The 15493-nt window shown below is 36.8% G+C and carries 15 protein-coding genes and 1 riboswitch; of the genes, 12 read left to right on the top strand and 3 right to left on the bottom strand.

All coding sequences use genetic code 11. The annotated features are described in order from the left end of the window. Nucleotides 1–37: 37 nt before the first annotated feature. Nucleotides 38–763 carry a FadR/GntR family transcriptional regulator gene (locus NY607_RS20815; RefSeq protein ID WP_237898746.1) on the bottom strand — a complete coding sequence of 242 codons (726 nt, stop codon included), beginning with the start codon at nucleotides 761–763 and terminating at the stop codon, nucleotides 38–40. A 225-nt stretch (nucleotides 764–988) separates the two neighbouring features. Between NY607_RS20815 and NY607_RS20820 the strand changes: the two genes are divergently transcribed. The 5 genes from NY607_RS20820 (at nucleotide 989) to NY607_RS20840 (ending at nucleotide 6052) form a co-directional block, all read left to right on the top strand. Beyond that, entirely contained in the window at nucleotides 989–2374 is a 1386-nt protein-coding gene (locus NY607_RS20820) for an FAD-binding oxidoreductase (RefSeq protein ID WP_259420317.1), read from the top strand. 11 nt (nucleotides 2375–2385) lie between these two features. Beyond that, nucleotides 2386–3369: a bile acid:sodium symporter family protein gene (locus NY607_RS20825; protein ID WP_237898743.1), complete on the top strand. Its 984-nt coding sequence runs from the start codon at nucleotides 2386–2388 to the stop codon at nucleotides 3367–3369. A gap of 309 nt (nucleotides 3370–3678) precedes the next feature. Next, the gene (locus tag NY607_RS20830; protein ID WP_048394862.1) at nucleotides 3679–4647 is read left to right on the top strand and encodes a tRNA dihydrouridine synthase; all 969 of its coding nucleotides are present in this window, start codon (nucleotides 3679–3681) and stop codon (nucleotides 4645–4647) included. 264 nt (nucleotides 4648–4911) lie between these two features. Further along, complete coding sequence (locus NY607_RS20835) at nucleotides 4912–5406, top strand: RNA polymerase sigma factor (protein ID WP_054548990.1); 495 nt, start codon at nucleotides 4912–4914, stop codon at nucleotides 5404–5406. Next, on the top strand, nucleotides 5393–6052 hold the full coding sequence (locus NY607_RS20840; RefSeq protein WP_131521980.1) for a zf-HC2 domain-containing protein: 660 nt from the start codon (nucleotides 5393–5395) through the stop codon (nucleotides 6050–6052). Before NY607_RS20835 ends, NY607_RS20840 begins: the two co-directional genes overlap by 14 nt. 226 nt (nucleotides 6053–6278) lie before the next feature. Here the strand turns inward: NY607_RS20840 and NY607_RS20845 are convergent, their stop codons facing one another. Then, complete coding sequence (locus NY607_RS20845) at nucleotides 6279–6599, bottom strand: YflT domain-containing protein (RefSeq protein WP_054548992.1); 321 nt, start codon at nucleotides 6597–6599, stop codon at nucleotides 6279–6281. A 290-nt stretch (nucleotides 6600–6889) separates the two neighbouring features. On the opposite strand from NY607_RS20845, the gene NY607_RS20850 reads away from it, so the two are divergent. Then, the gene (locus NY607_RS20850) at nucleotides 6890–8227 is read left to right on the top strand and encodes a trypsin-like peptidase domain-containing protein (RefSeq protein WP_259420318.1); all 1338 of its coding nucleotides are present in this window, start codon (nucleotides 6890–6892) and stop codon (nucleotides 8225–8227) included. Nucleotides 8228–8530: 303 nt separating this feature from the next. Then, on the top strand, nucleotides 8531–9727 hold the full coding sequence (locus NY607_RS20855) for an MFS transporter (protein ID WP_131521977.1): 1197 nt from the start codon (nucleotides 8531–8533) through the stop codon (nucleotides 9725–9727). A gap of 70 nt (nucleotides 9728–9797) precedes the next feature. On the opposite strand, the gene NY607_RS20860 is transcribed toward NY607_RS20855, so the two are convergent. Then, nucleotides 9798–10001 carry an alpha/beta-type small acid-soluble spore protein gene (locus NY607_RS20860; RefSeq protein WP_004225662.1) on the bottom strand — a complete coding sequence of 68 codons (204 nt, stop codon included), beginning with the start codon at nucleotides 9999–10001 and terminating at the stop codon, nucleotides 9798–9800. 185 nt (nucleotides 10002–10186) lie between these two features. Between NY607_RS20860 and NY607_RS20865 the strand changes: the two genes are divergently transcribed. The 5 genes from NY607_RS20865 (at nucleotide 10187) to NY607_RS20885 (ending at nucleotide 15426) form a co-directional block, all read left to right on the top strand. Beyond that, nucleotides 10187–10681: a YehS family protein gene (locus NY607_RS20865; protein WP_259420319.1), complete on the top strand. Its 495-nt coding sequence runs from the start codon at nucleotides 10187–10189 to the stop codon at nucleotides 10679–10681. A 141-nt stretch (nucleotides 10682–10822) separates the two neighbouring features. Next, the gene (locus NY607_RS20870) at nucleotides 10823–11017 is read left to right on the top strand and encodes a hypothetical protein (protein WP_004225659.1); all 195 of its coding nucleotides are present in this window, start codon (nucleotides 10823–10825) and stop codon (nucleotides 11015–11017) included. A 211-nt stretch (nucleotides 11018–11228) separates the two neighbouring features. Continuing rightward, nucleotides 11229–11314: riboswitch (cyclic di-GMP riboswitch) on the top strand. A gap of 106 nt (nucleotides 11315–11420) precedes the next feature. Further along, complete coding sequence (locus tag NY607_RS20875; protein ID WP_259420320.1) at nucleotides 11421–13172, top strand: methyl-accepting chemotaxis protein; 1752 nt, start codon at nucleotides 11421–11423, stop codon at nucleotides 13170–13172. Continuing rightward, nucleotides 13162–13914, top strand: coding sequence for an SDR family NAD(P)-dependent oxidoreductase (locus tag NY607_RS20880; RefSeq protein WP_259420321.1), 753 nt, complete (start codon nucleotides 13162–13164; stop codon nucleotides 13912–13914). Before NY607_RS20875 ends, NY607_RS20880 begins: the two co-directional genes overlap by 11 nt. Nucleotides 13915–13935: 21 nt before the next feature. Further along, complete coding sequence (locus tag NY607_RS20885) at nucleotides 13936–15426, top strand: sodium:solute symporter family protein (protein WP_131521974.1); 1491 nt, start codon at nucleotides 13936–13938, stop codon at nucleotides 15424–15426. Nucleotides 15427–15493: the final 67 nt, after the last annotated feature.

Raw genomic sequence — 15493 nt, forward strand, 5'->3', positions numbered from 1 at the left:
TATCACTTATAAACTATATCATTGTGTACCTCTAGTTTTAATTGTTTTTTTCTCCAATATGACTTAAAAGAGACTCTGTCAATTCTCGTCTTATTTGCGTGATATGGTTTTCCATGAGTTGCTTAGCTTGGTTCGCATCTCCAGAAGCAATGGCTAAGTAAATTTTTTTATGTTCATCGATGGTTTCTTGCGTTCGTTCTGGATCTTCCAAGCGTTGTCTGCGGGTAGCTCGGATTGTGTCTTGCATATGCTCACTAAGGGTTTGAAATAATTGCAAAAATATAGAGTTATGTGAAGCGAGTACAATATTATGATGGAAACTTAGGTCTGCTTGAATTCCTAATTCTACATCATTTTTACCTTGATCCATCATGTCTAATGCTTTGCTAATTCGTTCTAAGTCTACAGAAGTAGCTCGTCGGGAAGCTAAAAAGGCACATTCTACTTCAAGTGCTTGGCGAAGCTCCAACATTTCATAAATTAATTTTTTTTCAGTATTTATAATTGTAGAGGAAAGCTCTTCACCTAAAGTATGGGATTCTACTGTTTTAATAAAGCTACCACTGCCTTGTTTAATTTCAATAAATCCCTTTATTTCAAGCTTTCGAAGTGCCTCTCTTACGGATGTCCGACTGACATTAAAACGACTCGCTAATTCTCTTTCTGTCGGGAGTTTATCCCCAGGCTGTAATTCACCATTTAAAAAATATTCCTTTATTTGATCAACGATTACCTGATACGCTTTTTTCTTTGGTTGAGGCATTACCTATCTCACCACCTTAAATACATAGTACTATAAACGCTTTAATCATACAGAAATACAGCATGTTTATCAATTTACGAAAAAAATTAATAGTTGATATTTTCTGAATATTTAGTACAATGTAAAAAGGTTGGACCAATTTTAAGAATACGGAAAATTGGTATGACATATAAATTTATCAATTAAACAATCCAAATACTATGAGAGCAAAAGGGGAAGGAAAAAATGATTATTACAAATGAAGAATTAGTGAGGGCCCTACGAAATGTTCTTCCAGAAATTGAAGTGACAATTAATCAAACGATTTTAGAACAGCATAGCAGTGATGAATCCTATCATAGTGCCTGTCTACCCGATATTGTGGTGTTTCCGACAAAGACAGAAGAAGTGAGTAAGATAATGAACATAGCAAATCAATACAAAGTACCAATAGTGCCATTTGGAAGAGGAACAAGCTTAGAAGGACATGTGATTCCTTATAATCATGGGATAACAATTGATTTTTCACTCATGAACAGAATAGTAGAAGTTAGAGAGAAGGACTTTCTTGTGAAAGTTCAACCAGGGGTGACACGTTCTCAATTGAATAAAGAGTTAAAGAAATATGGATTATTTTTCTCCGTAGACCCAGGAGCAGATGCGACAATTGGAGGAATGGCCGCAACAAATGCTAGTGGGACAACATCTGTTAAATATGGAACTATGCGCGATCAAGTTCGAGATTTAGAGGTTGTTCTGTCAGATGGAACCGTGATTCATACAGGGAATTTAGCAGAGAAATCTTCATCGGGCTATCATTTAAACGGTCTATTTGTTGGGTCAGAGGGAACACTTGGTTGTTTTACTGAGTTGACGTTAAGAGTTTATGGTATTCCTGAATGTGTCATGGCTGCTAGAGCGTCCTTCGAAACAGTGAATGATGCTGTGGAAGGAGTTGTGAGTATTCTACAAGCGGCAATTCCTATTGCAAGAGTTGAACTTGTAGATGAACCTTCAATGAAGCAAGTGAACTTGTATAGTCAAACAGCTTATGAGGAACAACCAACCTTATTTTTAGAGTTTGAGGGAAATGAGGCTGGCTTAAGGCAGGATGTAGAATTTATGAAAGAGATTGTAGCGGCTCATAATTGCAAAAATATTGAATTTGAGATGGATAATGCAGCCCGAAATCAGCTATGGGAAGCTCGCCATAATTTAGCTTATGCCTATGTCCATGGTCATCCAGGAAAAAAACTAATGGTAACCGATGTTTGCTTACCGATATCCGAGTTAGCAGGTGCTATTGAACATGCAAGAGAAGCACTTGATATGTTAGCGCTTACAGGTGGGGTTGTTGGACATGTTGGTGATGGCAATTTCCATGTACTATTAATGATTGATATGAATGATCCAAAGGAAATAAAGAAAGCTGATGAATTAAATGAGTTGATTGTGATGTATGCACTAGAACGAGGAGGAACTTGCACAGGAGAACATGGTGTGGGCATTGGTAAGCAGAAATATCAAGAGAAAGAACACGGTAAAGCACTTCTAGTGATGGAAAAGATTAAACAAGCACTTGACCCTGACACACTTTTCAATCCGAATAAAATATTGAAAATAAAAATATAGGGAGTGGAAATATGAAGATTTTAGAAACGATTAGTACCATTGCTGGTAAATACTTTGCTATATGGGTTATTTGTATTGCTGTTATTGCCTTTATAGCTCCAGAACCCTTTTTAATATTTGGGGGGTATATCACGATTTTGCTAGGCATTGTTATGTTTGGCATGGGTCTGACGCTAAAAGCAGTAGACTTTAAATTGGTTATAACGAATCCAGTACCAGTCATTATTGGTGTATGTGCTCAATATGTTATCATGCCACTTTCCGCTTTTTTAATTGCTTATATAATGAACTTGCCAGCAGAATTAGCTGCAGGGCTAGTCCTTCTTGGATCTGTACCAGGTGGAACTGCTTCAAACGTCATGGTGTATTTAGCTAAAGGAAATGTACCTTTGTCCATCACAATGACATCCTTTTCGACATTATTAGCTCCAATTGCCACACCATTCATCCTATTATTGCTTGCAGGTAAATGGATGCCAGTTGATCCCATAGCGATGTTTACTTCAATTATTCAAGTAATTATTATCCCTATTATCCTAGGGATTATTATCAGAAGAGTTGTTCCTCAAATCGTAGAAAAAAGTATTAATGTGATTCCTCTTATTTCAGTAGTTGCTATTATGATTATTGTATCTGCTGTTGTTGCTGGTAATGTCGATACCATCGCTTCGGCAGGCTCCATTATTTTTGCAGCTGTAGTGCTTCATAACGCATTCGGATTGTTATTTGGTTATATAACAGCTCGTGTATTAGGCCTCGATGAAAGCAATCGAAGAGCTATTTCAATTGAAGTTGGCATGCAGAACTCTGGTCTGGGTGTAGCGTTAGCTACTGCCCACTTCGGTCCCTTAGCGGCCCTACCTAGTGTACTTGGGGCTGTTTGGCATAATATTTCTGGTCCGATTCTCGCTACCTATTGGTCGAAAAAACCAGAGAAACCAGAGGTACAGTATAATAAACAGATGCAAGAAGATAACCGCAGAACTCAAATATAGAAAGTAAATATTTGAGTTCCACCCGATAGTAGTGCAGTCATATTATCTATTTTGTTTAAATCCACCTCACAAATGGATCCATTCGAAAAAATATAGAAATGAAAATTAGGTATAATAAAAGTAGATGAGGTAGAAACAATCTATACCATCTACTTTTTTGTTTGTTAAAATACCATTTAGGACTGATTTTCGTTAAAATAAACATTGTTGATTTTTGCATTAGCTAATGAGATAAATGTAACATTTGACTTTATAATTTTTAACTGAGAGCATGGAGTTTTATCCATAGTGAGAGGATTTGGAATTAACATGATAGATAATTTTTGGCGTGATTTACCACGACCATTTTTTGTATTGGCACCGATGGAAGATGTGACAGATGTTGTGTTTCGTCACGTTGTAAGTGAAGCAGGTCGACCAGATGTGTTTTTTACTGAGTTTACAAATTCCGATAGCTACTGTCATCCAGAGGGAAAGAAAAGTGTGCACGGTCGTTTGCTCTTTACAGAAGATGAGCAGCCAATGGTAGCACATATTTGGGGAGATAATCCCGAATATTTCCGTGAAATGAGTATTGGCATGGCAGAGCTAGGTTTTAAAGGCATTGATATTAACATGGGCTGCCCTGTACCGAATGTAGCATCAAGAGGGAAGGGGAGTGGCCTTATTCTCCGACCAGATGTGGCCGCAGAATTAATTCAAGCAGCAAAAGCGGGCGGACTGCCTGTTAGCGTGAAAACACGGCTTGGCTACAAGGATGTAAATGAGTGGGAGGATTGGCTAACGCATATATTAAAGCAGGATATTGCGAACCTTTCGATTCACCTACGAACAAGAAAGGAAATGAGCCTAGTAGATGCGCATTGGGAGCTTATTCCGGAAATCAAAAAACTTCGTGACCGTATTGCACCTAATACGCTACTGACGATCAATGGAGATATTCCTGACCGTCAAACGGGACTCCAACTAGCTGAACAATACGGGATTGATGGCGTGATGATTGGACGAGGTATTTTTAAAAATCCTTTTGCTTTTGAAAAAGAGCCAAAAGAGCATAGCAGTAAAGAGTATCTTAATCTTTTAAGACTGCAGCTCGATCTTCAAGATCAATACGCGGAAGAACTACCACGTTCCATCACAGGGCTTCATCGCTTCTTCAAAATTTATGTCAAAGGATTCAGAGGAGCTGGTGAATTAAGAAGTCAATTGATGAACACAAAATCAACGGATGAAGTGCGTGTATTGCTAGACAACTTTGAATCAAACAATATTGAATGACAATGAAATGATGGAACCACTAATAAAGTCAAGTAAATAACAGTAGAAATAGGAGCAAAGATTTGAGGATGAGATTTCCCTTTCTTTGCTCCTTTCAATTTATCGCTATTGAGGTTTTGTCAGATGCTAGGGGGCTCTTGTTTTTATGATTGTGAAAATAACAATATTGCCCCTGAATCATTTGTAGATTGGTAATCGAAAATAACATATTTTTGTAACGTAATTAAATTCTAAGAGTTATATAAGTGAAAGGGGTGAAAATAGGTGGACTTTGAGGAAATCTATCAGGAATACTTTAAAGAAGTTTATTTATATATCCTATCATTAAGTCACGATGAGCGCATAGCCGAGGAAATAACACAAGAAGCATTTTTTAAGGCATTAAAAGCAATAAAAAAATTTGATGGTTCTAAGGATATTCGAGCATGGCTTTTTACAATTGCGAAAAATACATATTTCTCACACTACAAAAGAAAGAAACGACAAGTAGATTCAGGTGCAGTAGAAGAATCAAGTATGGAAGTGCAAATTGTAAAGCATTTGATGAATGAAGAAGATGCCTTCATGGTTCATCAGTTTCTTCACTCGATGAATGAGCCATATAAGGAGGTCTTTTCATTACGTACTTTTGGAGAATTACCTTTTGAAAAGATAGGACGTCTTTTTGGAAAAAGTGCAGGGTGGGCAAGGGTTACCTTTTACAGAGCGAGAAAACAAATTATCGAGTATATGGAGGCGATGAATTATGAAAGAGATTAAATGCACAATTATTCAAGATGTTTTACCTCTGTATGTTGATGAGGTAGTTAGTGAAGATACAAAAGAAATGGTAGACGAACATTTACAGCATTGTGAAAAATGTCAAAAAGAATATGAAACCATGAAACAGGAACTTTATATCCCGGCAGAAAATAAGGCTTTTCAATTTAAAGAGATCAGTAAAAAATGGCGTAAGAAAAAAGTGATCATTTCCATTACTTCGGTTTTCATAACGGCACTTATTTTATTAGGGACCTATTTGTCTGTTTTCTATTATGAAACGGTTATTTCTTATTCGGAAGATTTGATCAAAATCGAAAGACAAAATGATCATCAGTTGGTTTCCCGATATTATGGCAAAAGCCGTGCAGGTGTTCACGGAACGTTTCCTATGGGAATTGAAATTGATGGAGAGAAAAAGATTGTGAGTTTTATTTATTATACAAAAACAGTGGCTGATTCGCCTTCGAGAAACCTGATTGATGATGAAAAGAGGCTTGGACAAGAAGATACCTTTGTTCTACCTGAAAGTGGAAATAACGATGCGGTATATTATGTGGAATTTGATTCAGAAGAGATGGTTCCTGGAGGAAAGGATTCTTGGGATTCAGTTTTAGAACGTGCAGTATTAATTTGGGAGAAATAAAATCTGATGGAAATCATATTTAGTTATTCCATTATCGGGTGCTTTTCCGTAATAAGGAAAAGTGTCATTCTTTATGAATAGGACCATATTGCTAAAGAAGACTCTTTAATGAAGAAGAAGAAAATTTTCTCGAGCAGATCATTGACAATAGTTGAAAGGCTATCTTGAATACAGAGACGAAGGTGTAAAATGAAACAAACCCGGGATTGGATTCCCGGGTTTGTTTTTACTTATTGGCAATTATGACCAATTTACCTGTATCCAGTTCCTTTTCGAATTGAGCAGCTTCCGATTCACTTAATCCGACAGAAGCTAACTTGTTGCGGAGTTCATCTCCACGGGAATTCACCAGGTTCTTCAGAGAAGTCAGGAACCCTTGCTCGCTAATACCAGCTTCTTCAGTCCCGAGTGCTTCGTTAATATCATCTTCACGTTCTTCATAGTGCGCAAAGATGTAAATGTTATCTCGAAGATATCCTTGCGCTTCTAATTTCTCCACTTCTTGTTTCGCCTGTACTACGTTTTCTACTGTCAATTTGACTGTCATTATTGATCCCTCCTATATATGTTCACATTCAATCTATTCCACTAAATTGAATGGATAAAACATCTTTTTAGTTTTTAATTATGTTAGAGTGGCATTAACAACTAATGGAATACTAATGAACAACTAGAAAACATTGGGGGTTGTTATTCTAAATCTTTATTCCAAAGCTACATCCAATTCTTTATAGAGTTGGGCTTTTTTGTTTGCATCAATAGAGGATTTAGAGAAACATCAGAGAATTGTATATAAGTACCATTATGTAATGACGTTCTTATAGGAGTTGTATGAAGATGATTGTGACAACTAGACCGTTAAAAATTAAATACAATAAATCAGCAAGTACTTTTCAGGAGTTTATGCAAATTCATCACCACAAACATTCTCTTACGAAGGAAGTAGTTTTTCTAAGATATATCGGTATACCTGATTCTGTAGATTTTTATAAAGATGAGATTCTAAAAATGGAGGAGTATTTCTCCAAGCAAAGCATTTTTTATTTACGGCTGCAGAAGCTTGAGGTCATTCGTAATAAGGAAGATGTAGATAGATTGACGGAAAGTTGGAGAAGGTGGCAGACTGCTGCTGAAAACAAGCAATTACTGTATAAGCTTTCTTTGTGTAGTAAATTAGCGAGTGATCAACTTGAATGGACAAAAAAGCTAAGCTTTTTACAGATGATTCAACTATTTAAAGAAAATCAGCCTTATCCTAATGAAACGTTGTTAAAAAATTTTGCCGTTAAATTTTTGTATTGGATGGATTATTATTTACCACAAATTTTTTCTGAGGAAAATCCAACGTCCCCAAAAATTGTTTTTATAGGCGACATTACGCAGCATGAATTACTATTTTTATATTTCTTATCGTCACTGGGGTGCGATATTTGTTACATGAATCCTAAAGGAGATATTGCCAATTTGTACCCTATAATAGAAGCGTCATCTACCTTACATATGTGTCGTCATTTCTATGAAAAAGAAATAACATTGCCTATTAAAAGTACTTCAAGACAATTGAACATTCCTGCTCAAAAAACGAATGCGACAGAGGAGTGGAGCTATGAGCAATTAGCCTCCTTAGCCACATCTGTTGTGATGATAAAGACCTTCGGGGAAGATGACAAGGTTTTATGCTATGGCTCTGGTGTCATTCTCCACCAAGATGGATATATTTTAACAAACTTGCATGTTGTGGGTGGTGGAAAATATTATTCTGTGCTCTATGAAAATGATACCAATGAGTATATTACTCATCAATTTGTGAAATATCATGATATGCATGATTTGGCTATTTTGAAGGTAGACAGAAGAAGCCACCCTTTACCTGTTAAAATGGATGGACAATTAGTTCGAGGGCAAAAAATTGTGGCGATTGGCAGTCCGTTAGGATTGTTTAATTCGATTTCTGATGGAATTGTTTCTGGTTTTCGTGATATACGGCAAATGTCTATGATTCAATTTACAGCCGCTATATCAAATGGCAGTTCGGGGGGTGCTTTATTGGATATGCATGGGCGCTTGGTAGGTCTGATTACAGCAGGCTTCGATGATGGTCAAAACCTTAATTTGGCTGTACCTGCCAATTTAATTTATCAGTTTGCTCAAAACTTTATAGAATTACCGAGTTGAATTTCCACTATTCGACCATTGCTTTTTCTTTCTTAATCTTATAGAATGTAGAACGGTATAAATGAACGATATATAAATCCTTTAATACGGTCCAGAGAGGCTGAAAAGGGCTATGTGATATTTTTAAGCTAATATCTTTGCTTTGTCATGCCCTTTTGTCCTCTGTGACGGAAGGGCTTTTATTATTGTTCCATACTCCTCTTTTAAAGGAAGTCCTGTGAGGCTTCAAAAGAGAATGGACAAGACAGTTATAATCCATTCACTAAAAGAGATCGACAACTAGAAAATTGGAGGCTAACAAGAATGGATTATCGTAAAAAAACCGTGGTCGCTTCAGTGGCAGGGCTAACGTTAGAAGGAATGGATATTATGTTTATTTCCTTTGCTATGACAATGATTATTGCAGAATTTAATATTGATCTTGCAACAGGTGGATTGATTTCATCCATCACGAATATTGGGATGCTACTGGGTGGTATTGTTTTCGGTGTGTTAGCAGATAAATATGGTCGAGTAAAAGTATTTACGTATACGATTATTTTGTTTGCCATCGGAACGGCCTTAACAGGTGTAGCAACAAGTATTGAACAAGTTTATGTTTATAGATTTATCGCTGGTTTAGGTGCTGGCGGAGAATATGGTATTGGGATGGCGCTTGTGGCGGAGGCTTGGCCAAAGAATAAACAAGGCAGAGCATCCTCTTATGTCAGTGTAGGTGCACAATATGGAGTCATTTTAGCCGCTTTATTAAGTGCTATTATTTTACCAACTTTAGGGTGGCGTGCATTATTCTTTGTAGGATTACTACCAGTTATTTTTGCCTTTATCGTACGTAAAAATATTGATGAATCACCAGAATGGTTAGCAGCGCAGAAACAACAAAATAATAAGGAAGAGAACGGGAAATTAGCACAATTATTTGCTTCACCTCGTATCACCATGACAACACTCTCCCTAATTCTAATGGCTACTGTTCAAATTGCAGGCTATAATGGTCTAATGATTTGGCTACCTTCGATGTTACAGAAATCGCAAGGTTTATCGGTTTCAAGCTCAGCATTGTGGACCATTAGTACCGCAGTAGGCATGATCATTGGAATGCTGACGTTTGGCAGATTTATGGATCGTTTTGGTGCAAAGCGAACGTTCGGGATCTTTTTAGTAGCCTCTGCATGTGCTGTATTCCTTTACTCGTTTGCAACAGGTGCAGTCGCGATATTAGTAGGCGGTGCGGTTGTAGGATTCTTCTCTAATGGAATGTTTGCAGGGTATGGTGCATTAATTAGTAGCTTTTATCCAGTACAAATTCGCAGTACAGCAACAAACACCATTTTTAACTTTGGACGAGCTATAGGTGGGTTTTCACCAATCTTTGTCGGCTTTATTTTACAAAGCTACGATATGACTGTCGTGATGATTTACTTAGCAGCACTGTATTGTATTTCCTTTATCGTTATGCTAACGCTTAAGAGCTCAGGGAAGGAATTGCAAACAGCATAATTTTATAGAGCACGAAAGAACGAATTCCAATTATGTAAATGGGATTCGTTCTTTTCATATTAGTATTTAATTATAATAAACCTTTTGAACGTTTTTCAGCGATTTCAACCAGGCGTTTTGTGATCTCTCCTCCAACGGAACCATTTGCGCGAGAAGATGCTTCTGGTCCAAGCTGAACGCCAAACTCTTGTGCAATTTCATATTTCATTTGATTGACAGCCTCATGTACTCCAGGTACTAGAAGTTTATTTGAACTGCGGTTATTGTTAGCCATTGTTCTCACCTCCTTGACCTTAGAATGGTTGCGATGAAATTTTTCATACATTTAAAAAGTAGGAAATGCACACGCTATTTGCTAACAACAACAACTTGTGGAAAGCTAGCAATAATCAGCAAACTCTCTGTTATAATTAAGCCTGGCTCTTTACTATATAAGGTTAATTAAAGGAGGAACATATAATGACAAATAATGATATCTTAATTCGTTTACGCTATGCGTTCGATATAAAAAATGTAGATATGGTAGAAATTTTTAAACTTGGTGGCATGGATTATACAAAGGAAGAAGTATTAAATATGCTGATTAAGATTAATGATGAGGAAGAAGCACCAGAGGAATACATCAAATGTAATAATAAAATGTTAGAGGCATTTTTAAATGGATTAATTACTTTTAAACGCGGGCCTCAGAAACCACGGGAAGGACAGGCGGTTGGATCGTTACCTGTGTCAGGTAAAGAAAGCCCAAATAATATGCTACTAAAGAAAGTGAAAATTGCTTTAGCTTTAACAACCGAGGAGATGCTTGAGATTTTATATGACGGCGGTATTAAAGTCACAAAAGGTGAATTAGGTGCTATTTTAAGAAATCCAAGTCATCGTAATTATAAAGAGTGTGGCGATTCATTCGTACGAAATTTTTTAAGGGGCCTAACATATAAATATAGAGCATAATGCACAATGGATATCAATCATAAAGTGCCATTTTTTTCTTTAAAACTCGTTGACAATTTGTGACGAAATTGTGTACAATGAATTTATCACAAAATGTTCACAAAAAAGATGAAAAATGTTCACAAACAAAGGGGTGCTTGTATGATTTATTTTGACATCTTATTAGTAGCTATTGCATGTATTACAATGCCTTTTATTGTTGCAGTTATGTTAGATATTTTTTATGCAGAACGAAAAAAAGTGCGCTTTTCATTACGTCGTACTTCCGTATGGTATATCGCTATGTTTGCGTTATCCTTCATACCATCCGTATTACTTGTCACACAAAACGTATAATTTATTCAAACACTTAGGGGTAAGTGAATTGAAAGTTGACGGCTACAACGCTAATTGAGGTTGTAGCTGTTTTTATTTTGTCCCATAGATGAATAAAACCTTCATAATTAAGTAATTTATATAATTATTAATGAAGGAACAGCTAGTATAAAATATGTATGTTTTAAGTAGAGAGCATTGACTACTTTTACCTACTGTGTTAATTTTGGTAGGGAAATATAGGCAAATTTACTGAAAAGTAGAGACGCAAAGCTACAGGTCTAAGGCAATAAATGCTATGACGGCTGGGTTGCAAAAGAGTGCTAGTTGTATCATCTTCATTCTAGTTTTTGTTCTTTTATGCCTATTTCTTTTGAAATAGGCATTTTTTTTGCAAGTAAAGTTCAAAGGAGGAAAAGGGGAAATGACGTTGTTAAAAAACACATCATTAAAAAATAAGCTTTTACTAACAGTCTCTATCGTTGTATTACTGCTTATCGCTATTATTACGACGCAAAGTATTAGTGAATTGAATAATCGGATGAATGTGGATTTGAAGCAAGAATTAAAAAGTGTTGGTTTATTAACAGCTATGAACTTAGACAGTGATGAAGTAAAAGATTTGCTGTCCGAAAAAGGGGAAACAAACGCAAAGTTTACAAAGATCCAAAAGCAACTTGATATGATTCAGGAACAGCAAGGTATTATGAGCTGGAGTTATATTTGGGATGTCAAGGATGAGGGTGGCGTCAATCCAATTGGTTATACCTCTAATCTAAATGAAGTCTATGAAGCTGGTGAAATTTTTACTGATTTAGCGGATGAACATGTAGAAACAGCAAAATTAGCTATTGAAAATAATAGTACAGAGGTAACTGATATTTTCGAGGATCCTTTTGGTTCTTGGAGAACGGTTTTTAGTCCTATTAAAGATGATAATGGCCAACTGATTGCCCTATTAGGGATTGATTACTCCGCTGATTATATCAATACGATTATTAAAACAAGTGTGATTAAGCAAATTGTCATTGCCATTATCGGCATTTTAATTTTATTAGTTTTAGTTTACATAATTATAGATCGACTATTAAAGCCACTGAAAAAAGTAGTGAACGTTGCCAATCAAGTGGCAAATGGTGAATTAATAGATGTTGATTTAGAGACATCGAAGGATGAGATTGGTAAATTATCTGAATCCATTCGTACAATGGTGGCTAATTTGCAACATATTATTTTAAACATACGCAATACATCCAATCACGTTTCTTCAGCAGCCAATCAATTAACGGTACATGCTGGTGAAACTTATAACAGCTCAACAAATATTGCACTAGACATGAATCAAATTACACAAAATGCTGAGGCCTCGATGACCATGACAGAGGAAACAGCTGCTGCTATGGAAGAAACGGCAACAGGTATTCAGCAAATTGCTGATTCTGCAAATGTAGCTGCGGAATCTTCTATTTCAGCATCACAGGCTTCTGAACGAGGCAATGAAGTTGTACAACAAGTTATTGCTCAAATGGAGTTAATTAATGATTCTGTTGAACAAATAGGGACAACCATTAATGGTCTACATGTTAATACGAAAAAAATAAGTGAAATTGTTAGCTTAATTACTGCTATTGCCGATCAAACAAATCTATTAGCATTAAATGCTGCCATCGAAGCGGCACGAGCAGGTGAACATGGAAAAGGCTTTGCCGTTGTTGCGGATGAGGTGAGACGCTTAGCAGAACAATCCTCTCAATCAGCAACAGAAATTTATAATTTAATTAGTTCTATTCAGTCTGATTCAAATGCTTCTATCACGGTTATGGAGAAAGGCAAAGAGGATGTTAAGGTAGGGATGGCATTTACCAATGAAGTAGGCGAAATCTTTAAAGAAATTCTTACTTCATCAGAAGAAGTAGCTAGCCAAATACGTGAAATTTCAGCAGCCTCACAACAAATTTCTGCATCCTCAGAGGAAGTGGCGGCATCTGTTAATAATATTAAACAATCTGCAGAGCAGTCAGCAGAATTCTCTTCAAATGTATCGAAATCTACACAAGAGCAATTATCTACCATGCAGGAAGTAAAGGATGCCTCTTCATCATTGGGCAAAACTGCAGAAGAGCTGCAAGGTCTTGTGGCAAAATTCAAATTGGAGAATGATCATAATGGACATTAATTTTACAGGAAAAAATGTTTTAATTACAGGCTCTAGTAAAGGAATTGGTAAAGCAATTGCATTAGGCTTTGCGCAACATGGAGCCAATATTTTAATTAATTATATTGGGGATGAGCAAGAGGCAGAAGCTGTACGTGCAGAAGCAGAAAAGTGGGGTGTGAAAGCTTTAATATTCCACGCAGATGTTGCTAACTCACAAGAAGTACAAGCGATGCATCAATTTATGGACGAGCATCTCGGGGATCTTGATATTCTTGTAAATAACGCTGGATTTGCACAGGGTTCCAGTATGACAGATTTAACGGATGAGCAGTGGGACCGCATGATTAAAGTTCATTTATATGGCTGTTTCTATAATTGCCGTGAAGCAGCTAAAAGAATGAAGGAACGTAATACAGGGAAAATCATCAATATTTCATCTGATATTGGTAGCTTGGGTTGTGAAGAATTCACACATTATTCAGCTGCGAAGGGTGCTATTAATGCATTTACAAAGGCTTTAGCAAGAGAATTAGCACCTTCTATACTTGTCAATGCAGTTGCTCCTAGTGGAACATTTACGGACATTCTACGAGAGTTTGGCGATAACTATGTGGAGGAAGAATCCGCAAAATATCCATTAAAACGTTTAGCGCAACCAGAGGAGATTGCGAAAAGTGTATTATTTTTAGCCTCTAATCATGCTGACTTCTATACAGGTCAAATATTAACGCCAAATGGTGGGGTCGTAATGAACGGTTAATGGAAAACGAAGGAGTAAATAATGTTAAATATTATTATCTTTTGCTTATACTTATTATTTATCTATTACATTGGCTATAAAGGCTATAAGCGTGTCAACACAGCCGAGGATTTAATTGTTGCTGGCTGGAGCATGCCTTTATCCGTTGTAACGGGTAGTTTAGTCGCTGCTTTATTAGCTGCTCCCTTCTTTTTTGCAGCGGTAGGCTCTGGCTATACAAGTGGTGGCTTTGAAGGTTCGGCAACAATGGGTGGTTTAGGGACTTGTATGATTCTTGGCGCACTCATTTGGACCAAGCCATTACGACGTTTAAAGGGCTGGACATTAGCAGATTACTACGGTTTACGCTATGGCAGTAAAAAGCTAGGAGCCTATACAGGGGTTGTTATGGCAATTGCTTTTGGTGTTTTTAATGCAGCGGCATTAACAGTTGGTGGAACTTATATTATTCAGCAATTGTTGCAAATTGATTTTATACCTGCGGCGCTTCTATTTGTATCGCTAACGGCTATTTATTCAGTTATTGGTGGTTTATGGGCAGTTGCCTATACTGAAATCGTACAAGGTGCGCTTGCAGTGGCAGGCATTTTGGGTATCACCATTTTTATTTTGTTTTACTATCCAGACGTTACATTTAATCCTGAGTGGTGGAATATCAGTACATTATTTGAGAAGGCAGGAGCAGAATTTTGGACTTTGTATCTTGTACTAGCACTTGGAGATATCCCAGCAGTTGACCTTGGGCAGCGGGTAGCTGCTGCGAAAAGTCCGCGAGTGGCACAACGAAGTATGATTATTGCTGGTATTATTGTCATTGCAATTAGCTGGATTCCAGGGATGCTAGGGGAAGCCTTTAAGTCTATTTATCCTGAGAGCACAAACCCAGAAACATTGATGCTTACCTTTGCACAAGGTTATTTTCCGCCTATATTAGCAGCTATTTTCTTAACAGCTATGGCAGCCATGGGGATGTCTACAGTAGCTGCATGTTATGTAGCGACTTCAGGGATTGTGACAAAGAATATTTATTTAGATTTTATTAATCGTAATCCTGATCCTAAGAAGCTATTAAGATTTTCACGATCTATTATTCTAGCTAGTGCTTTATTAGGTTTAGTGCTAGCTGTAAGCTTCCAAAAAGTAATTGATTTAGCTTATTTAGCTTGGGATATTATATTCGTAACAATATTCTGGCCAATCGTTTTAGGACCATTTTGGAAACGTGTCAGTACACCCGCAGTTTGGGCAAGTATTTCCGTTGGCTTAGTTTATTATATTGTGACATCACTAACATTCGTACCTAGTCTGACAATCCAATCAGAAGGCTTCATAGGCCTATTAAATGAATTATGGCAGGCTCCTGTATTTTCGGGTGTTGTTATAACTGGTATCACAATTGTCGTGGTGAGCTTACTCGTGCCGCCATCTGAGCATGTTCTTGAGATGCATAAAATAGAAAAAGATAAAACATTAGATGACGTAAGTAGTAAAGAAGAGCTAATTGGTCGTTAAAAGCAAAAGCACGGATTCATTGTAAAGTTCAATGAATTCGTGTTTTTTATTAGAATGAAAAGATAGA

Origin of the sequence: Lysinibacillus sp. A4 (genome assembly GCF_024919535.1) — a bacterium.
In the GTDB taxonomy this organism is placed as follows: Bacteria; Bacillota; Bacilli; order Bacillales_A; family Planococcaceae; genus Lysinibacillus; species Lysinibacillus capsici.

What these genes read in the sequence shown, in the direction of transcription:
- NY607_RS20815 (WP_237898746.1), bottom strand. Translation starts at nt 763, where the DNA reads ATGCCTCAACCAAAGAAAAAAGCGTATCAGGTAATCGTTGATCAAATA.
- NY607_RS20820 (WP_259420317.1), top strand. Translation starts at nt 989, where the DNA reads ATGATTATTACAAATGAAGAATTAGTGAGGGCCCTACGAAATGTTCTT.
- NY607_RS20825 (WP_237898743.1), top strand. Translation starts at nt 2,386, where the DNA reads ATGAAGATTTTAGAAACGATTAGTACCATTGCTGGTAAATACTTTGCT.
- NY607_RS20830 (WP_048394862.1), top strand. Translation starts at nt 3,679, where the DNA reads ATGATAGATAATTTTTGGCGTGATTTACCACGACCATTTTTTGTATTG.
- NY607_RS20840 (WP_131521980.1), top strand. Translation starts at nt 5,393, where the DNA reads ATGAAAGAGATTAAATGCACAATTATTCAAGATGTTTTACCTCTGTAT.
- NY607_RS20845 (WP_054548992.1), bottom strand. Translation starts at nt 6,599, where the DNA reads ATGACAGTCAAATTGACAGTAGAAAACGTAGTACAGGCGAAACAAGAA.
- NY607_RS20850 (WP_259420318.1), top strand. Translation starts at nt 6,890, where the DNA reads ATGATTGTGACAACTAGACCGTTAAAAATTAAATACAATAAATCAGCA.
- NY607_RS20855 (WP_131521977.1), top strand. Translation starts at nt 8,531, where the DNA reads ATGGATTATCGTAAAAAAACCGTGGTCGCTTCAGTGGCAGGGCTAACG.
- NY607_RS20860 (WP_004225662.1), bottom strand. Translation starts at nt 10,001, where the DNA reads ATGGCTAACAATAACCGCAGTTCAAATAAACTTCTAGTACCTGGAGTA.
- NY607_RS20865 (WP_259420319.1), top strand. Translation starts at nt 10,187, where the DNA reads ATGACAAATAATGATATCTTAATTCGTTTACGCTATGCGTTCGATATA.
- NY607_RS20870 (WP_004225659.1), top strand. Translation starts at nt 10,823, where the DNA reads ATGATTTATTTTGACATCTTATTAGTAGCTATTGCATGTATTACAATG.
- NY607_RS20875 (WP_259420320.1), top strand. Translation starts at nt 11,421, where the DNA reads ATGACGTTGTTAAAAAACACATCATTAAAAAATAAGCTTTTACTAACA.
- NY607_RS20880 (WP_259420321.1), top strand. Translation starts at nt 13,162, where the DNA reads ATGGACATTAATTTTACAGGAAAAAATGTTTTAATTACAGGCTCTAGT.
- NY607_RS20885 (WP_131521974.1), top strand. Translation starts at nt 13,936, where the DNA reads ATGTTAAATATTATTATCTTTTGCTTATACTTATTATTTATCTATTAC.